The 19791-nt window shown below is 30.3% G+C and carries 13 protein-coding genes; 11 read left to right on the top strand and 2 right to left on the bottom strand.

Features of this window, described 5'->3' with window-relative positions; all coding sequences use genetic code 11:
• Positions 1 to 10: 10 nt before the first annotated feature.
• Positions 11 to 421 (bottom strand): (deoxy)nucleoside triphosphate pyrophosphohydrolase, encoded by a 411-nt coding sequence (locus BR69_RS0101175; protein WP_027631535.1) that lies wholly within the window; start codon positions 419 to 421, stop codon positions 11 to 13.
• 798 nt (positions 422 to 1219) lie between these two features.
• Here BR69_RS0101175 and BR69_RS0101165 point away from each other — a divergent pair.
• From BR69_RS0101165 to BR69_RS0101155, 3 genes are all read left to right on the top strand, one after another.
• Positions 1220 to 3175 (top strand): S9 family peptidase, encoded by a 1956-nt coding sequence (locus BR69_RS0101165; protein WP_027631534.1) that lies wholly within the window; start codon positions 1220 to 1222, stop codon positions 3173 to 3175.
• 236 nt (positions 3176 to 3411) lie between these two features.
• Positions 3412 to 3849: an amidohydrolase family protein gene (locus BR69_RS19660; protein ID WP_084315165.1), complete on the top strand. Its 438-nt coding sequence runs from the start codon at positions 3412 to 3414 to the stop codon at positions 3847 to 3849.
• Positions 3850 to 3928: 79 nt separating this feature from the next.
• Positions 3929 to 4507 carry a GNAT family N-acetyltransferase gene (locus tag BR69_RS0101155; RefSeq protein WP_027631533.1) on the top strand — a complete coding sequence of 193 codons (579 nt, stop codon included), beginning with the start codon at positions 3929 to 3931 and terminating at the stop codon, positions 4505 to 4507.
• A 339-nt stretch (positions 4508 to 4846) separates the two neighbouring features.
• On the opposite strand, the gene pruA is transcribed toward BR69_RS0101155, so the two are convergent.
• Positions 4847 to 6535, bottom strand: coding sequence for an L-glutamate gamma-semialdehyde dehydrogenase (gene pruA / locus BR69_RS19655; RefSeq protein ID WP_084315163.1), 1689 nt, complete (start codon positions 6533 to 6535; stop codon positions 4847 to 4849).
• 1267 nt (positions 6536 to 7802) lie between these two features.
• Here pruA and BR69_RS0101145 point away from each other — a divergent pair.
• From BR69_RS0101145 to BR69_RS0101110, 8 genes are all read left to right on the top strand, one after another.
• Positions 7803 to 10340, top strand: a complete 2538-nt coding sequence (locus BR69_RS0101145; RefSeq protein ID WP_027631532.1) for a GH39 family glycosyl hydrolase — start codon at positions 7803 to 7805, stop codon at positions 10338 to 10340.
• A 583-nt stretch (positions 10341 to 10923) separates the two neighbouring features.
• Positions 10924 to 12282, top strand: a complete 1359-nt coding sequence (locus BR69_RS0101140) for an MFS transporter (protein WP_027631531.1) — start codon at positions 10924 to 10926, stop codon at positions 12280 to 12282.
• A 2-nt stretch (positions 12283 to 12284) separates the two neighbouring features.
• Entirely contained in the window at positions 12285 to 14048 is a 1764-nt protein-coding gene (locus BR69_RS0101135) for a glycoside hydrolase family 3 protein (RefSeq protein WP_027631530.1), read from the top strand.
• The gene (pgmB, locus tag BR69_RS0101130; RefSeq protein ID WP_034849020.1) at positions 14039 to 14686 is read left to right on the top strand and encodes a beta-phosphoglucomutase; all 648 of its coding nucleotides are present in this window, start codon (positions 14039 to 14041) and stop codon (positions 14684 to 14686) included. Before BR69_RS0101135 ends, pgmB begins: the two co-directional genes overlap by 10 nt.
• Positions 14687 to 14874: 188 nt before the next feature.
• Positions 14875 to 16059 (top strand): NAD(P)-dependent malic enzyme, encoded by a 1185-nt coding sequence (locus BR69_RS0101125; protein WP_027631528.1) that lies wholly within the window; start codon positions 14875 to 14877, stop codon positions 16057 to 16059.
• 12 nt (positions 16060 to 16071) lie between these two features.
• On the top strand, positions 16072 to 17043 hold the full coding sequence (locus tag BR69_RS0101120; protein WP_027631527.1) for a 2-keto-3-deoxygluconate permease: 972 nt from the start codon (positions 16072 to 16074) through the stop codon (positions 17041 to 17043).
• 178 nt (positions 17044 to 17221) lie between these two features.
• Positions 17222 to 18808, top strand: coding sequence for an ATP-binding protein (locus tag BR69_RS19650; RefSeq protein WP_051623438.1), 1587 nt, complete (start codon positions 17222 to 17224; stop codon positions 18806 to 18808).
• A gap of 79 nt (positions 18809 to 18887) precedes the next feature.
• On the top strand, positions 18888 to 19562 hold the full coding sequence (locus BR69_RS0101110; RefSeq protein ID WP_027631526.1) for a response regulator: 675 nt from the start codon (positions 18888 to 18890) through the stop codon (positions 19560 to 19562).
• Positions 19563 to 19791: the final 229 nt, after the last annotated feature.

Raw genomic sequence — 19791 nt, 5'->3', positions numbered from 1 at the left:
GCGAGGGGGATTACCTCGCTTTTATTTCTATATTTTTAACTAATTGTTTTACAACTGGAACATCAGCAGGAGCCCAAGTTAAGCTTTCTAAGTATTCAATAGGCATCCATAATAATTTTGCATGCTCATTAGCTGTAGGTTCACCATTAACAAGTTCACATCTAACTGTTATTAAGTTAACTATTATATTTTCATATTCATGAGTATTGTCATTGAATAAAGATATAAATTCAATATCACAATTTAACTCTTCTTTAATTTCTCTAATTATAGCATTAGCTATACTTTCACCAGTCTCAATTTTTCCACCAGGAAATTCCCAAACTTTGGATATAGACATATCCTTTGAACGTAAAGCACAAAGAATTTCTGATTTATCATTTTCTATAATTGCCCCAACAACTTTTACTATTTTTTTCATGAAATCACCTCTAAAGTTTATATTAACATAATAGGTTTAATAAATTCAAATGAAAGGCAATTAAAGATTAGTTTAGAAATAGTGAAATGTTTTTTTATTTACTTAGGAATGTAGAATTAAATCATAAAACCTAAAATAGAGAAAAATACTTAAAGTCGGAAAGTTTAGCCCTGTAGACTTCTATCAACATAACAGTACCTCCCTTTCTTACAGATTGTGTTGACATTTTTATAGCTGATTTTGATCCACCTTGAAGTTCTAAGAGGCTTTATATCTTTTCTATATTAGACATTTTACCATCCATGCCCACACAATCTACAGCATCAGCTCCTCCACTAGTAAGTTCTTTTAGATATTATTCAGTATTGTCGTGATGTTCAAGATTTATTGTTTCCACTTGGTTATATTTTTTAGCATACTCTAGCTTATAATCTATACAGTCTACAGCAATTATTCTCTTTTATCCTTTATATATAGCCCACTTTTGAGTTGAAAATTTTACAGGTCCACGGATTAATACTACAAAAGTATCTCCGGGTTTAACCTCAGCCATATCTATATCTCAAAGAGAAGTAAGTAAGATAGCAGTTAAAAATAATACTTATTCATCAGTCAAGTTCTCGGGAATAACCTTTAGTCCTACATTACAATAAGGAACTCTTAGAAATTGTGCTTGACCATCATTTAAAATAGTTCAATAAATCCAAATTATACTATATAATTAAAGAAAGTGCTTAAATTACCAAATATTACTTGCTATAGCACAAATTCTATTATAGAGAAAGGATTGAAGAATTTATGAATAAGACAAGCTATACCTCAATTGATGAGTTGGTACAAATGCCATGGCTTCAATCAATAAGCATTGGTAAAGAAGGAAAAGTTATTGCATATGTTAAAAGGACTTCTGATTTATCTGAAAATGTATACAGAAATCATGTATGGGTTTATGAAGTAGAGGATCAAAAGCATTATCCAATCACAACGGGAAAATTTGAAAGTAGTAGCCCCGTATGGGCTCCAAATAAAAATTATTTAGCCTATATTGTAGAGGTAGGGGAAAAAGAAAAGGCTCGAAAGCAAATCGTTTTGAAAACCTTTGACGAGTTCAATGGAATCCAGATTACAAATTCCAAGGAAGGTGTAAATAAATTTATCTGGTCACCTGATGGAAAGGGAATATATTATACTACTAGGGAAGCTGACTCAGAGGATTTAAAAAAACGTAAAGAAACTTATGGAGAATTTGAATATGTTGATAAAGAATATAAGAATGATTATTTATGCTATGTAGGGATAGAAGAGGCAATTGAATCATTTAAAGAGCTTAGTAATAAGAAGAAAGATGACAAGGAAGAATCTAAGGATATTAAAGATTATATAACAAACCCTAAGGACTTTAGTGTGAGAGGTTTTAACCTATCACCTGATGGGAAAAAAGCTGCCCTTATATGTACTCCCACAGGAGATATAAGAGATGAAGAAACAAATATATATATATTAGATATTCTCGCTAAAAACTTAAAAAAGCTCAATATTATTGGAGTGGTTACTTCAAAGGTTGTATTCTCTCCAGATGGAAATAAGATTGCGTTTGCTAAAACTCCAAGAGAACCAGGATATTATGAATGGAATGTTTATGAAGAGATTGTTCTAGAGATATACGATGTTGAAAAAGAAGAAACTATAATGAGATTATCTGAGTTTGATAGGGGTGTTATGCCTATTAAATGGACAAGTAGAGGAATACTTGCAAACTGGCAGGATAGAGCCAGCTATAAAATAGGAATGGTTTCTGAAAAGGGTGAAGTTTCTCCAATCTATAGTAATGATGAATGTTATATAGATGATGCAGATAGTACTCCTGATGGTAAAAATATAGCCTATATTAAATCAGAAAAAAATAAGGCAGCTGAGGTTTACATAAACTCAGAAAGAATAACCAATGAAAGCAGAGTATATGAGAATAAACTGCTAAGTAAAAAAGAACTTATAACATGGGGCACTAAGGATGGTCTTCAGATAGAAGGAGTTTTATCCAAGCCATATGATTATGATTCTAATAAAAAGTATCCACTTTTGGTAGTTATACATGGTGGACCAACATGGGCATCATTCCCTATTCATAATATGAATAAAGTATATCCAATTGATCAGTTTGTAGAGAGAGGTTTTGTGGTTCTTGAGCCTAACTATAGAGGAAGTTCAGGTTATGGGGACAAGTTCTTGACCAGTAATTTTAGAATGCTTGGAGTAGGAGATTATGAAGATGTTATTTCAGGGGTAGATTTCCTAGTAGAAAAGGGAGTAATAGATAATGAAAGAGTTGGAGTCATGGGGTGGAGCCAAGGGGGATATATTTCAGCCTTTTGTACAACCTTTAGTAATAGATTCAAAGCAGTTTCTGTAGGAGCAGGAATAAGCAACTGGACTACCTATTATGTAAATACTGATATAACAACATTCACCAGGTCATACCTAGGAGCAACGCCATGGGATGATCCAGAAATATATGCAAAAACTTCTCCTATGACATATATAAAAACTGCTTGCACACCAACTCTTATACAACATGGTGAAAATGATAAGAGGGTTCCTGTTCCAAATGCATATGAGCTTTACAGAGGACTACAAGACTTAAAAGTAGAAAGTGAACTTGTAATATTTAAGGGAATGGGACATGGGCCTCATAAACCAGGACTTCATAAAGCAATAATGGAACAAAATCTACAGTGGTTTGTAGACCATGTCTAATAAGGATTTTTGTAAATGATTCATCTTCCTTTTCTAATGAGTATCAGAAAATTAATAAACTATATGCCTTGCAGTTGTGGTATTTAGTTGTTAAAGTTATGTATAAATATTAGGATATGAATGTATATTTTGTATGATGTTGAGGTGTATTGTTTTATGAAAGATTTTACTAAAGCCTTAAATAATAATTCAATAATTGAAATGCAATGCATTCCTAAAAGCGACCTGCACAGCCAATAAAAAATTTTAAGAATATATTCAGATTGGCAAAATCCAAGGGTTTACTTTTAAGGGCTCATGTTGGTGAATTTGGAACTGCCGATGATATTATGGAAGCTGTTGAAGAATTGGAACTCCAAGAAGTTCATCATGGTATTGCAGCAGCAAATTCCAAACAAATCATGAAATGGGTAGCGGATAATAAAATTCAATTAAATATTTGTCCTACAAGCAATATAATGCTTGGACTTGTGGAAAACTATGCTTCTCATCCTATTAGAAAACTATATGATGCTGGAATTCCTGTCACTATAAATACAGATGATTTGCTGATCTTCAATCAAACAATATCTCAAGAGTATTTAAATCTATTTAATGCAAATCTATTTAACGAAAATGAATTGAATTCCATTCGTGAAACAGGACTGAGGGCATTGAAAAACTCTGAAGTATAAGCACAATCTAAACTTGAGTGAGCTCACACCCTTTCACTAATATGTAAATAGTAATTTTATAGGAGGATAAATAATTCTTATGAGAAGAGATATAACAATAAGGATAGAAAATGAGAAAGATTTCGAAGAAATAAATAAACTAGTGATTCGTTCATTTTCCAAAGGAACAGATTACTCAGATGGGACAGACATCGTGGCATTAATTAAAGAAATACGTGATGGTCAATACTATATTCCAGATTTATCACTAGTGGCCGAAATTAATGGAAAAATAGTTGGACATTTTATGTTTTCACATTTTCCACTATCAACAACTGCAAAAAAGGCAGATTATGATATAAATATCAAAAAGACTGAAACAGTAATGCTTGCACCAGTATCTGTTCATGCAGATTATTTTAGACAAGGTGTGGGTTCTACTATGATTAAATTAGGAATTGAAAAAGTAAAAGAGAAGGACTATAAAGGAATTCAAGTTGAAGGTAACCCAGCATTTTATAATAAACTTGGTTTTATAATGTCATCAAAGTACAATATTTATCCAACAAGTGGATGGCCTATGCAAGCTCCTGAATGTATGATGTATCAAGAAACATATTCTGGTTCTCTTGAAGGAATTTCAGGATATATAGTTTATGATATGTATGAAAACGCTTAGTTTATCTTTAAGTAACGTACAAATTCCAATTTAGTTAAGAGGTTATGCAGAAGTTAATATGAATAAGATTCCTAAGATAATATATAAAAAGTATCATAGAAATTTGAATTTGAAATAAAAATAATTTAATGTATATGAGGGATTATAAATTCTTTACTTATAAAAGGAAAAAAGTTTATTTCTGAATTCTGGAAGTAGGATGAAAATATCTTTTGGTCTGCAAATAACAATAGAATAGGATAATGTTATAAAAACATAGAAATAATTTAAAAGAGTGACTATGCATGGGATATAAATCAATATGCATAATCACTCTTTTATTAATTATTTTTATGTGTATTATAGACTCATAAAATCAAGGCCAAGATCAGATTTACCTGATGATTTAGCTTTTTCAGCTTGATGATTTGACATATATGGATATTCGAAACTAGTAGGTGGGTATAGATTTTCCTTTATAGTTCTAGGGGATACCCATCTAAGTAGATTAAGGTGACTTCCAGCCTTATCATTAGTTCCAGATGCTCTAGCGCCACCAAATGGTTGTTGACCAACAACTGCTCCAGTTGGCTTATCATTGATATAGAAGTTACCTGCAGAGTTTCTTAGTTTATAAAGCATGTGCTCTATATTATAACGATTATTAGAGAAGATAGCTCCTGTAAGTCCATAAACAGATGTTGTATCACAAAGATCTAAGGTTTCATCAAGGGCCTCGTCCTCATAAACGTATATTGTAATTACAGGGCCAAACAGTTCTTCAGTCATAGTTTCATAGTCAGGTTTTAGAGCTTGAATTATGGTAGGTTGTACAAAGTATCCAACCTTATCTGTTCCAGAGCCACCTGCTATAACTTCTGCATCACTAGAACTATGAGCTCTATTTATATATTTCATATTTTTGGTATAGGAACTTTCATCAATAACAGCTCCCACAAAGGTGTCAAATTCGCTTACATTACCCATTTTTATTTTAGAAACAGCATCAATTAGCTTTTCACGTAAAGAAGGCCAAATTGAGTTAGGTATATAGGCTCTTGAAGCAGCAGAACATTTTTGCCCTTGATACTCAAAAGCACCACGTATAATTCCAGTAGATAATTCATCAATATTAGCAGTATTATCAGCAAATATAAAGTCCTTACCTCCAGTTTCTCCTACTAATCTTGGGTATGTTTTATAAGTTGAAATATTATCTGAAACTTTTTTCCATAGATTTTGGAATACATTTGTTGAACCAGTAAAGTGTATTCCAGCTAAATCTTTTGATTCTACACATACTTCTGATATGAGAGATCCACTTGAAGGTACAAAGTTTATAACTCCATCAGGAATTCCAGCTTCCATAAGTATTTTCATAAATATATAATTTGAATAAACAGCAGTACTAGCAGGTTTCCATACAACAGTATTACCCATCATAGCAGGCGCTGTACATAGGTTTCCACCTATAGCTGTAAAGTTAAAAGGAGATATTGCTAAAACAAACCCTTCAAGAGGTCTATATTCTAATCTGTTCCAAGCATCAACAGTTGAATCAGGTTGGACATTATAAATTTCTCCCATAAAGTGAGTGTTAAATCTAAGGAAATCAATAAGTTCGCAGGAGGAGTCTATTTCAGCTTGATAAGCAGTTTTACTTTGACCTAACATGGTAGCAGCATTTAACAGTGCTCTATATTTACCACTTATTAAGTTAGCAGCTTTATTAAATATAGCAGCTCTTTGATACCAAGAGGTTGCTTCCCATCTTTCCTTTGCCTTTAAAGAAGCATCTATAGCCATTTTAAGTTCTTTTTCTGTAGCCTTGTGATAACGAGCTAGCACATGACCTTTTTCATGGGGGATAATACATTCTTCAGTGATATTTGTGAAAATTTCCTTTCCATCTATAATTAAAGGAATATCTTTTTGAGAATGGTATAGCTTATCTAATGCGATTTTTAATTCTACTCTTTCAGGTGTACCGATAACATAACTCTTTATAGTCTCGTTTGCAGGTGGATTTATTTTGTACTTCGTATTCATATAATATAACCTCCATTTAATAAAAAATAAGTTTTTAGACATTTGGCTACAATAGGTAACTAGGTTTTGATGTAATAACTTTATAAATATGAAATAAAAATTAAAAGTCATAATGATTATATAGAGATATAAGGACAATTAGACCTTTGATTCATTAAATCATATGAAAAAAGTTAACATGTTAGAATAAAATATTCTGGACAAAGATTAAGAAAAACGCTATTTATAAAAGATTTTATGTTGGACTTTTATAAATTAAAAGTCATAATATGATAAAATGAAATTTTCATATTATCATAGGTGTTTATATATCATTCAGTGGTTTAATGAATTCTTATATTTTTGTACTCTTTAAGAAAACCTTTTCCTATAGCATAGAATTCATAAAATATGCTGAAGTTTGAACTGTAAGATCATTAGAGTAATGAATAGCTACAATATATTCTAGTGAAAAAGTAAATAGCTATTTACTTTAATTTTACATAGAATGTTAGAAAATACCCTTATTGATTTTATAAAATTAATTAAACCTAATATACATAAAGCTTGTACATCATTTTAAATTTTTATTGGATCTCTAAATTTTCTATTCACAATGCTTTACAATATGATAAGGTTTTCTTTTTGCATACTTAGGTTTCTTTATGAAAGATTACTGACCATTTCAAAATTGTATTCTTTTTTCAAATTTAGATGTACGTTTCTTTAGTTTTTTTAATTTATCATGTACAGTATGGGAAATTTTATCCTCACTAAAAGTTTTAGTCCAACCACTGATGGTAGCTTTAGAAATGTTATGTTACTTTGCAAGACCTGTTAAAGTCCTACCTTTGTCTAAATGTAATTTAGCTATTTTTTTCTTGAAAACTTTGCCATATCTTTTCTTTTTCCTATATAACACTAACTTTTTAATTTTATTATGCAAGATTATTCGGAATAGTGTTACAATTTTAGTATATCATGTCACATATTAAGAATCAATGAGATAATAATCAGAAGAAATTTAACTTTCTAAATTAAAAAAATCCAAGAAATAATTTCTGGTATGAAGATGTAGAGGATGACAAAGAGTGTAATTAAGAATAGTGGATAATATATTTACAGAGGAGTATGAAAAAAGCTAAAAAATATTATAGAAATAGTTAATGAGATTGACTATTTTTGTGTGAATATAAGCATTCTTAGTAAGTTGATAATATTATTGATATTTGTTAGTATTAACTAACATAATATTTAAAAGTTATTTAAATAAGTTGAGGGAATAACAATGCAATATAAATATGAGAATATATATCATAATTCAAACACACAAATTAAAATATTTACCCAAACACTAGAAGCATTTCCTTATCATTGGCATGATGAAGTAGAAATATTATTTATTTTAAAGGGGAGTGTTGAGATTTTTGTAGGTAAAGAGATTACAGTATTAAATGAAGGGGATCTTTATTTAATAAATAGCAATGTAATTCATTATGTAAAATCAACAGATTATTTAGAAAAAGCCCAATTATTGATTTTTCAATTTAATAAAACCTATCTAAATAAATTTGATATAGATTTGAAAGATATAGAGTTTAGTTTGGATTCAAGTAAGGATGATTCTAAAAATAAAAAGGTTTATAATAAAATACGAGCTACACTTGCAATGATGATGAATGTAGTTATAAATAATGAAGAACCAAATGAACTTTTAATAAAAAGATATTTATTAGACCTTATTATAATTCTTTTAAATAAATTTAATGTTAATGATAAAAGTAAATATACTGTAGTAAAACAAAGTGAGAATAGATTACATGACATAGTTAAATATATTAATGATAACTATAATGACGATAGTCTTACTGTACCTAAAATAGCAGGGGAATTCTTTTTAAACTCCCAGTACATTTCAAGATATTTTAAGGAAAACATGGGGATATCCGTTAAGACATTTCTAGATACTTTAAGATTAAACAAGTCCTTAAATGATTTAATAATTACCAAGGATAGGATTATAGATGTTGCACATAGACATGGGTTTGCTGATGAAAAGTCATACTATAGAGTTTTTAAGAGTATATTAGGCATTACCCCTAATCAGTATAGAGAAGTTAACAGCATAAAAGAAGTTAAAGATAAGAAGATTAATTATTTAAATATTAATAGTAAGGAGACCTTAGCAAAGGTATTTGAATATTTAAGATTTAATGAAAGTGATTTTGAAGTAAAGAAAAGCCACTATACTGATTTTGAAATAGAAACTAATGAAGTTATAGGAGAACTTAAAAATAGTTGGAATAAGTTAATTACCTTTGGTCATGCCACCTACGGGTTAAGATATGATTTATTAAATCAACTTAAAATGATTCAACAGGATAATAACTTCAAATATGTAAGATTCCATGGAATATTTTCTGATGAAATGCTTGTGTATAATGAAAATATAAAGGGAGATGTATATTATAATTTTAATCATATAGATAGTTTATTAGATTCAGTGCTGAATTTAGGAATAACACCATTTATAGAGTTAGGGTTTATGCCTAAAAAGTTAGTTAGTTCAGATAATCAAGTATTTATGTGGTCATGTTATACAAGTGCCCCTAATAATATGGAAAAATGGCTAAATATGATTGATGCTTTTGTAAGGCATATTATTAATAGATATGGGGTAGAGGAAATAGAAAAATGGTACTTTGAATTTTGGAATGAGCCAAATTTAGAAAGTGTATTTTGGGATAGAAGTAGAGAAGAATTCTTTACCTTTTTTAAATTAACCTATGAGAAAATAAAATCCATCAATAAAAACCTTAAGGTTGGTGGTTTTGGTAATTTAAAATTAGGAGATTTTAATAGCTGGATTAATGACTTTAAAGATTATTCAAAAGAGCATGGATGTTATTTAGATTTCTTTTCATTTCATGCATATCACTTAAAAAGTATTTATGATAATATCCATGAAGATCAAAGGTTTAATAAAGGAATTGAGTATATTAAATCAAATAAAAGTTTAGGAATGAGTGATTATGATTTTAGTGATATAGTGGAATTTGGGGATGAAGACTATATAAATAGAACTATAAAAGAAATGGTAGATATAGGTTCTAAGTTAAATATGAACTATGAGGAATATTGGCTTACAGAATGGAATTCTAGTATGAACTCCAGAGATTTAGTTCATGATACTTGTTTTATGGCAGCTCTTATAGTTAAAACATGTATTGAAAACTCTAATTTAGTTAATGGAATGGGATTTTGGACTTTTACAGATTTATTTGAAGAGTTTAACTTAGAACAACCATTGTTTCATGGCGGATTTGGACTTATAACCTACAATGGAATAAAAAAGGCAAGTTACCATGCTTATGAGTTTTTAAATAAGCTAGGAAAAGACATTGTTTATAAAGATAAGGGGTTAATAATTACAAAGAAAAATGAGGATTATCAATTATTGTTTTATAACTATTGTCACTATAATGATTTATACAGATCACTTGATTATTCTCAAATATCACAAACAAATAGATATCATGTATTTAAGGATGCAGGTGAAAGAGATTATAAGTTAAAGCTTTATATAGAAAGTGGAAAATATCAATTTGAGAGATATAGAGTAAATAGAGATGAAGGTTCTTCCTTTGATGCTTGGGTTAAAATGGGAGCACCAGATGACTTATCTAAGGATGGATATAGATATTTGGAAAAGGCAGCGGAATGTGGTTATAAAACATGGGTGGAAGATGTTAATGATTACATAAGTATAGAAACGGAAGTTCTACCCCATGAAATACAACTAATTATTGTGAAAAAAATATATTAATAACAAAAAGAGGGATTTGATAATTAATCAAGTCCCTTTTTCTATGCAATCCATTATTTATGAAAATGTATACAAGGTCATTTATTGGAAGTTATTTAGTTTAAAGTTGGAGGGTTAAGTTAATTATTCAATCTTATAATCTAGGTATAGGGTTTTAATATAAATAATTAACTTATTCATTAAAATATCCTTAATTTATAAGGTTTTAGTCAGATGGATAAATTAAATTTTAAACTTAAATTCCTATGTAATAGCTAATAGATAAGAAGGATAGTCATAAATAATTTCAGTGAAAAATTTTATTAATTCTTATTTAGTAAATAAAGTTAGGAGGAATACAAATCAGATTAAATAAGAAATTTTTATTTGTAGCACTAAGTGTTTTAACTATTTTACTAGGGGATTAGCATTAGGGGGAAATAGGCTATTCAATATCAAAAGCAATTATAAAAATAAATTTTATTTGGGAAAATTTTTTAATATGTTTGGAGCGGTTCCATTAAATCAAGAATATATGTAAGTAGAAAAGTATTAAATTAAAACTTAAGAATAATAAATATTAAGAAAAGAATGGGTGGTAGTTATGATAGTAGAAGTTGAAAAATCAGCAAATAGTGGAAAGCTTAAGATGAAGGAAAAACTTAGTTATGCTGCTGGTGACTTAGCATCAAATATTGTTTTTCAAGGATTATCTTTATTAATTTTATTCTATTGGACTGAAAAAGCTGGAATATCAGCAGCTGCAGCAGGAGTGATTTTATTAATATCAAGAACTTTTGATGGGTTCACAGATGTTATTTTTGGTATTATAGTAGACAAAACTAAATCAAAACATGGTAAAGCAAGACCATATTTATTGTGGCTTTCATTACCTTTAGCTTTATCTTTAACTATTACATTCTGGTCACCGAATACTTCAAGTAATATGGTAAATATTATGTATGCCTTTATAACATATAATCTTACAATGATCATATATACAGGAATAAATATTCCTTACGGAGTACTAAGTGCTAAAATGACTAATGACCAACAAGAACGTGGAGTATTAAGTATATTAAGAGGCGCTGGAGCTATGATTGCTATATTATTAGTATCAGTAGTTGCACCAGTTCTAAGTGAGAATATAGGATACACCTTAACTTTTCTTGTACTAGGATTAGTAGGAGCTATGTTTTTCTTTATAACCTTTAAAGGAACTAAAGAAAGAGTGGGAGCAGATGAAAATAGTGATAACGTTCCCTTAAAAGTAGGAGTAAAATCTTTATTTAAAAATAGGCCTTGGATATTATTACTAATTGCTGGATGTGTATCTTTTATATCATTTACTTGTAGAATGGCTACTACAGCATATTTTGCTCAATATAACTTAGGAGATCCTAAATATGTAGGTATATTATCCATTATATCCTTACCAGGAATGATAGTTGGTATGTTAGCATCAGTACCTTTATACAAGAAGTTCGGAAAGGTAAAGAGCTGTATATATACAAGCGTATTATTAGCAATTATTACAATACCATTTTATTTCTTTATTAGGATAGATAAATCGTTACCATTGATTGTGGCTTACCTTATAGTAAGTGGAGCGATAATGGGAGTTTCTCAAAGTGGATTCTTTGCTATGGTTGCAGACAGTATAGAATATGGTGAATGGAAAACAGGAGTACGTGTAGAGGGATTAACTTATTCAGCTGCAAGTGTTGGTACAAAAGTTGGTGGTGGTATAGGTGCTGCCATAGTTGGAGGATTATTAGGTTTAGCAGGGTATAAGGCTGGCTTAGATGTGCAGTCAACTGATGTAAATATAATGATAGAATGGCTGTATTTATGGATTCCTTCAATTGGATGTTTAATATTTGCAATTATTATGATGTTCAATGATGTAGATAAAAAATATCCACAAATCATGGAGGATTTAGCAAAGAGAAAGGAAAGATAAAAATGAGTATAGATTTAACTAAAAAACCATTTTATTTAAATAAAGAACAAATAAAATGGGTAAAAGATACAAAGAATAAAATGACAATAGAAGAGAAAATAGGACAACTATTTTTTACAATGGCTGGAGATGACAAGAAGGAAACTCTTGAATTGATTTCTAAAATAAAGCCAGGTGGTGTGATGCTTAGACCAATGAAGGCAAAAGCTGTAGTTAATGCACATAAAAAACTACAAGAAGAAGCTAAGATTCCTCTATTTTTAGCTGCTAATTTAGAAGCTGGAGCTAATGGATTAGCAGAAGAGGGAACAGAAGTTGGTAATGAGATGATAGTAGCTGCAACAAATGATGTTGAAAATGCTTTTAGGTTAGGTGAAGTTTGTATAAAAGAAGCAAAAGCACTAGGTGGGAATATGGCTTTTGCACCAATTTTAGATATAAACTTTAACTGGGAAAACCCTATTGCAAATATAAGATGCTTCGGAGATAAAGTGGACTTAGTTTCAAAGATGGGACAGGCATATACTAATGGGGTTCAAAAGCATGGTGGATCTGTAACTCTTAAGCACTTTCCAGGGGATGGAGTAGATGGACGTGATCAGCACGTTATTAAAACTGTAAATAGCTTATCTTATGAAGATTGGACGAGTACTTTTGGAAAAGTATACAGAGAAAATATTGATAATGGAGCAACTGGTGTTATGGTAGGGCATATTGCTTTCCCTTCATACTATGATAAGAATAATATAGAAGATGAGGATAGACTAACTCCAGGAAGCTTATCTAAACACTTATTAACTGGTTTATTAAGAAAAGATCTTCAGTTTAATGGTCTTGTTATGACAGATTCAACATTAATGACTGGATTTGGGGCACATGGTAGAAGGGAAGATTTAGTACCTATGTGTATAGCTAATGGCATTGATATGTTATTATTCCCTAAGAATTTTGCAGAAGATTATAAGTTTATGATGAATGGATACAAAAAGGGAATTATAACAGAGGAAAGATTAAATGATGCTCTTGATCGTATTTTAGGACTCAAGGCATATCAAAATCTTCATAGCTGTAATAATCTAGTTCCAGGAGAACTTGATAAGGTTGGAGATGCTGACCATAAAGCATGGGCTAAGAAGATAGCTGATGAAGGTATAACTTTAGTTAAGGATACCCAAAACTTATTACCTTTAAATAATAAGAAAATAAAGAGAATAGGAATAATTCCCTTAGGCTGTGATGATGATATATTTAGTTTATTATCAAACTCAAAATCTCTTCCATTCTATGTGAGAATGGCTCTTAAATTTAAAAAGCCAGCTCCTAAGAAGTATCAGAAGTTTATAGATAAAATGAGTAAAGAAGGCTTTATTTTTGAAGAGATAGATCACTCAGATCTTTTCGCAGGAATGAAACAAATATCTCAAAGTATAGAAGAGTTTAGAAAACAATATGATATGTTTATATATTTCATAAATAAACCAACAAAGTCCAATCAGACAAACTTAAGAGTTGAATACAAATCATTTGGAGGCTTTGATTCACCATGGTTTGTAAATGAAGTTCCAACTATGATGATATCCATAGCTAACCCATATCATCAATATGATTTAGACAATGTAGAAACAGTTGTTAATACTTATGCATCAACAGATGAGGTACTAGATTCATTAGTAGATAAATTACTTGGTAGAAGCGAATTTAAAGGACAAAGTCCTGTAAAATTAGAATTTGAACCATTCACAGGAGATATTTCAAAATGGAAATAAAAGCAGTATTATTTGATTTAGATGGAGTAATAGCAGATACAGCAAAGTTTCACTTTATAGCATGGAAGACTATAGCTAAAGAAGTTGGGGTTGAAATAGATGAAAAGTTTAATGAGAAGCTTAAAGGTGTAGATAGGGTACTATCCTTTGAGAGAATATTAGCCCATGGCAATATTACATCATTAACAGAAGAAGAAAAAGAATACTATAGAACTAAAAAAAATAATTTATATAAAGAGTTATTAAAGAAACTTACACCAGATGATGTTTTACCAGGGATTGTAGATTTGTTTAATGAGTTAATAGATAATAATATAAAAATATCAATAGCATCTATTTCTCAAAATGCACCATATATTTTAGAAAAGTTAAATCTATTAGAAAAGATAGATGCTATAGCAGATCCAAAAGCAGTAAAAAATTCAAAACCAGCACCAGATATATTTCTAAAAGCTGCTGAAATGGTAGGGGTAGATGCATGTAATTGTGTTGCTATTGAAGATGCTGAAGCTGGAATAGAGGCAATAAATAGGGCAGAGATTTTTTCAATAGGGGTAGGAGATCTATTTGGAGCAGATTTATTAGTAGATTCTACAGGAGAATTAAATCTAGATATAATTAGAAAAGCTTTAAAATAATAATAATAATTTTAAAATGGGCTGTCTCACAATAAAAGGTGAGATAGCCCATTTTTATTGTTAAAAAAATATCAAAATATTCTTTATGACCAAAATTTATTTTAAACTTTCATAATATTTTAATGTATTAAATTTGTTGATATGCTTTAACTACGGTAAACGATTAACAAAGAGGAAGGATGATATAAATGAATTACTTTGAAGAAAGCTTAAAATTACATGAAGAAAAAGTTGGAAAGATTGAGGTGGTAAGCAAGGTAAAAGTTAAAACAAAAGAAGATTTGAGTTTAGCTTATACTCCAGGAGTTGCAGAGCCTTGTAGAAAAATCCATGAAGATGAAGAAAACGTGTACAAGTATACTTCAAAGGGGAATTTAGTTGCTGTAGTAACAGATGGTTCAGCAGTTCTTGGATTAGGAGACATAGGACCAAAAGCTGGACTTCCTGTAATGGAGGGTAAGTCAATATTATTTAAAGAGTTTGCAGGGGTGGATGCCTTCCCAATTTGTTTAGCAACAAAGGATGTAGAGGAAATAATAAGAACTGTTAAGCTTATAGCTCCTGGATTTGGAGGAATAAATTTAGAGGATATTGGAGCACCAAGATGTTTTGAGATTGAAGAAAGATTAAAAAAAGAATTAGATATACCTGTATTTCATGATGATCAACATGGAACAGCTATAGTGGTTCTAGCTGGACTTATAAATGCTTTAAAAGTGGTAGAAAAGAAAATGGAAAATCTTAAGGTAGTAGTAAATGGTGCTGGAGCAGCGGGAACTGCAATAACAAAATTATTATTATTTTCTGGAGTTAAAAATTTAATTGTTTGTGATAAGTCAGGTATTCTTTATAGAGAAATTGAAAATGTTGATGAAGCTAAAAAGGATTTAGCTAAGATTACTAATCCAGATAATATTAAAGGAACACTAGCAAAAGCATTAGTAGGTGCTGATGTGTTTATAGGGGTATCTGCTCCAGGAATCGTATCACAGGATATGGTAAGAGCTATGAATAAGGATTCAATAATTTTTGCAATGGCAAACCCAACTCCAGAAATTATGCCAGATGAAGCAAAAGCAGCTGGTGCAAGAGTAATAGGAACAGGGCGTTCAGATTTTCCAAACCAAGTTAATAACGTATTAGCTTTTCCAGGAATATTTAGAGGCGCTTTAGATGTTAGAGCAAAAGAAATAAATGAGGAAATGAAAATAGCAGCAGCTTATGCTATAGCTTCTATGATAAAAGATGAAGACTTAAATGAGAATAACGTAATTCCATATGCTTTAGATAGAAATGTTGCAGTTAAGGTAGCAGAAGCTATTAAAAAAGTAGCAATAGAAAGCGGTGCAGCAGAGATACAAATAGAAAAATAGGAGGACATATATATGCAAATTCCAATTAAGAAAACCCTCGATAAGATTCCAGGTGGTATGATGGTTGTTCCACTTTTCTTAGGGGTACTAGTTAATACATTTTTCCCACAGGTTTTAAACATTGGTGGTTTTACAACGGCATTATTCAGCGCAAAAGCATCACATACTATTTTAGCTTGCTTTATGTTTTTAATTGGTTCACAAATTAATTTTAAATTAGCACCAAAGGCAATCAAAAAAGGTGCAATATTAATATCAGGAAAATTTATAGTAGGTGCTGGTATTGGTATATTAGTAGGAAAAATTTTTGGACCTGCTGGAGTATTAGGTTTATCACCAATAGCCATTCTTTCAGCATTAACAAATTGTAATGGGGGATTATATGCATCTCTTGCTTCACAGTATGGAGATGAAACTGATGTAGGAGCTTATGCATTATTGTCTTTAAAAGATGGTCCATTTTTTACATTGGTTGCGTTAGGTGCTTCAGGACTTGTTCAAATTCCTATTATGTCACTTGTAGCAGTAATGATTCCAATAGTAATAGGAATGATTTTAGGAAATTTAGATCCAGATATGAGAAAATTTCTTGGAAGCAGTAAAATGTTATTAATTCCATTCTTCTCTTTTCCTTTAGGTGCAGGAATGGATCTTGAAACTATTATAAAAGCTGGAGGTCCTGGTATATTATTAGGAGTAATAGCTACCTTTACTGGAGTAGGAGCTTATATATTATTAAAGTTATTTAAAGAAGAGCCTATAATTGGTCTTGCAACAGGATCAACTGCAGGTAATGCTGTAGCTACACCAGCTGCTGTTGCAGCAATAGACCCAACAGTAGCAACAATAGCAACAGTAGCTACTGCCCAGGTTGCTGCAGCATGTGTAATATCTGCTATTCTTTGTCCGTTTCTTGTTTCTTATGCATTTAAATTTCTTAGAAACAATAAAATGAAAAAATTAAATAGTCAAGCTAGTGCATAGATAGATTTTAAATTAAACACGGAAAAATGGAAGACAATAATGAAAGAAGCGATATATAATAGGATTTGAGTATATATTCCTATATTAATCCTTCTATCTGCATTCAGAGTCTTCTATGATTCCGTGTTTTTTAATTATAATATTTAGATTTGTGCATATTAAAGTTGAGGTGATTAATATGAAAAAAACAATGAAGCTACAAACAAAGCTCACTATCTTAATTATTATAGTAGTGATTACTTCTATATCTATAATTCTTTTCTTTGTTGCCTCATGGATGAATAAAAATATTGAAAGCAAAGCTAGAACTAATATTATGAATGTGGCTGAGATGGTAGCACATTCTAGTGAAGTAATAGATGCACTTAAGATAAAGGACCCTAAGAGAGAAATTGGACCTTATGTTCATATGCAGCTTAAAACTTTAGACCAGATTCAATATATAATAGTAGCTGATATTGATGGAATTAGATATTCCCATCCTAATCCAGAGATGATAGGGGAAAAATTTGTAGGAGGGGATGAATTTAAGGTAGTTAAAAAAGGTGATACATATATTTCTGAGGCCCTTGGAACATTAGGAAAATCTTTAAGAGCTTTTGTTCCAATATATGATAGGGAAAATAAAAATGAAATAGGCTTTGTTTCTGTAGGTACACTTATAGAAAGCATTGGAGAAGCTAAGCATACTGCAATATTATATATAACATTAATTTCCTTTAGTGGTTTGACAGTAGGAATAGTAGGAGCATTTATACTATCTAATAATATAAAGAATACTTTACTAGGCCTTGAACCAGAAGAAATAACAAAGCTTTACAATGAAAAAATGGGAATTTTGGGTGCAATTTATGAAGGGTTAATAGCCGTTGATAGTAAAGGGAAAATTACTCTTATAAATGATTCAGCACTAAATATATTACATTGTGAAAATAGTATGGATAAGAGTGATATTATAGGTAAGAGCATAGAGGATGTTTTTCCAACCACAAGGCTTACTACAGTACTAGAAACAGGAAAAGGTGAATTTGAAAAAGAACAGAGGATAAATAACACTATAATAATGACCAATAGACTTCCTATAACTGATAGAGGTAAGATTGTAGGAGCTATTGCTACCTTTAGAGATAAGACAGAGGTTACAAGACTAGCAGAGGAACTTACTGGTGCAAAAAAGATGGCGTGGTCCTTAAGAGCTCAAAATCATGAATTTATGAATAGGCTCCACACTATTGGAGGGTTAATACAGCTTGAGGAATACGAGGAGGCACTGCAGTTTATATCCAATGTGGCTAATAGTAGAAATGAAATAAGTAGTATTTTAACTAAAAAAATAAAGGATCCATCTTTATCAGCAATATTACTTTCTAAGTATAATAAGGCTGAAGAAAGCAGAGTTAAGTTTAAGATAGATGAGGAATCTAATCTTACAAAGCTTCCTGATTATATGACATCTGAGGAGATTATATCAATAGTAGGTAATTTAATTGAAAATTCTTTAGATGCAGTTAGTAATGATGGAAGTGGAGAGATTTATATAAAAATAGTACAACATAAAGAGAATATTGAAATAAAAGTTAAAGATAATGGTCCTGGAATTAAAGAAGAATACAGAAATAAGGTTTATGAGCAAGGTTTTACTACTAAAGAAGGTCAAAGAGGACATGGCATGTATATTGTAAAGAAAATAATTGAAGAGGCTAAGGGAAGTATTGAATTAAAGGGAGATAAAGGAGTTCTTTGGGAAATAACTATACCTATATAAATTTTGGAAGAATAGTTAAATAAGCATTAGAAAGAAGTTCTTTAGGATATAACTATACTTATGATAAGGGGTGAATAGATTGATTGATGTAATGATTGTTGAAGATGATCCTATGGTAAGAGAGATAAATTCAAAATTTTTAAAAAAGGTGGAAGGCTTTAATTTGTATAAAGCAGTGGGTAATCTTACTGACGCTAAGAAATTTATTATGGCAAGGAAGCCAGACTTAATATTGTTAGATGTTTTTCTTCCTAAGGAAAATGGAATTGATTTTTTAAAGTGGCTAAGAAGTGAGGAGATTGATGTAGATGTAATTTTAATTACTGCAGATAAAACTTCAAGTAGAGTACAAGAGGCTTTTAGATATGGAGCTACAGATTATTTAATAAAACCTTTTAGTTTTGAGAGATTTAAAGAGGCCCTTATTCAATTTAAGGAAAGACACCATGAATTTAAAAAAGGAAGTGAAATCGAACAAACTGAATTAGATAAGTTAATTTTAAATTCAGTTGTAGGTAAGGAAGAGGAAGGTCTTGTAAAAGGTCTTAATAAATATACTTATAAATCTATATGGGAAGAAATCGAGGAAAGAGATAAAGAGTATTTTACATCTGAAGAGTTATCAGAAAAAATAAAGATAGCTAGAGTTACGGTTAGAAGATATTTAGAATATATGGAGAAGGAAGGGAAATTAGAAAAATTAGTGGAGTATGGAAAGGTAGGAAGACCACAGCATAAATTTAGAATATTATAAAATAAAAATTACTATAGTTCAAATATAGGAACTTTTTTGGTTATATTTTATAGAATCAGAGAGAAGCTTTGAAACAGTGATTAAAATAGAGTTTTATAATGAAAGTGTTATATAGAAATCAATAACCTTTCAAAAATGTAAGGTTATGTAAGGAGAATCCATTATAGAAAAATGGATTCTCCTTTATAATTATATTATAAGATATGTGTAATCTTAAAACACACAATAT

Source organism: Clostridium hydrogeniformans DSM 21757 (genome assembly GCF_000686705.1).
GTDB classification, from domain to species: Bacteria; Bacillota; Clostridia; order Clostridiales; family Clostridiaceae; genus Clostridium_Z; species Clostridium_Z hydrogeniformans.
The sequence above is the reverse complement of the archived record's forward strand: the minus strand, read 5'-3'. Positions and strand labels throughout refer to the sequence as shown.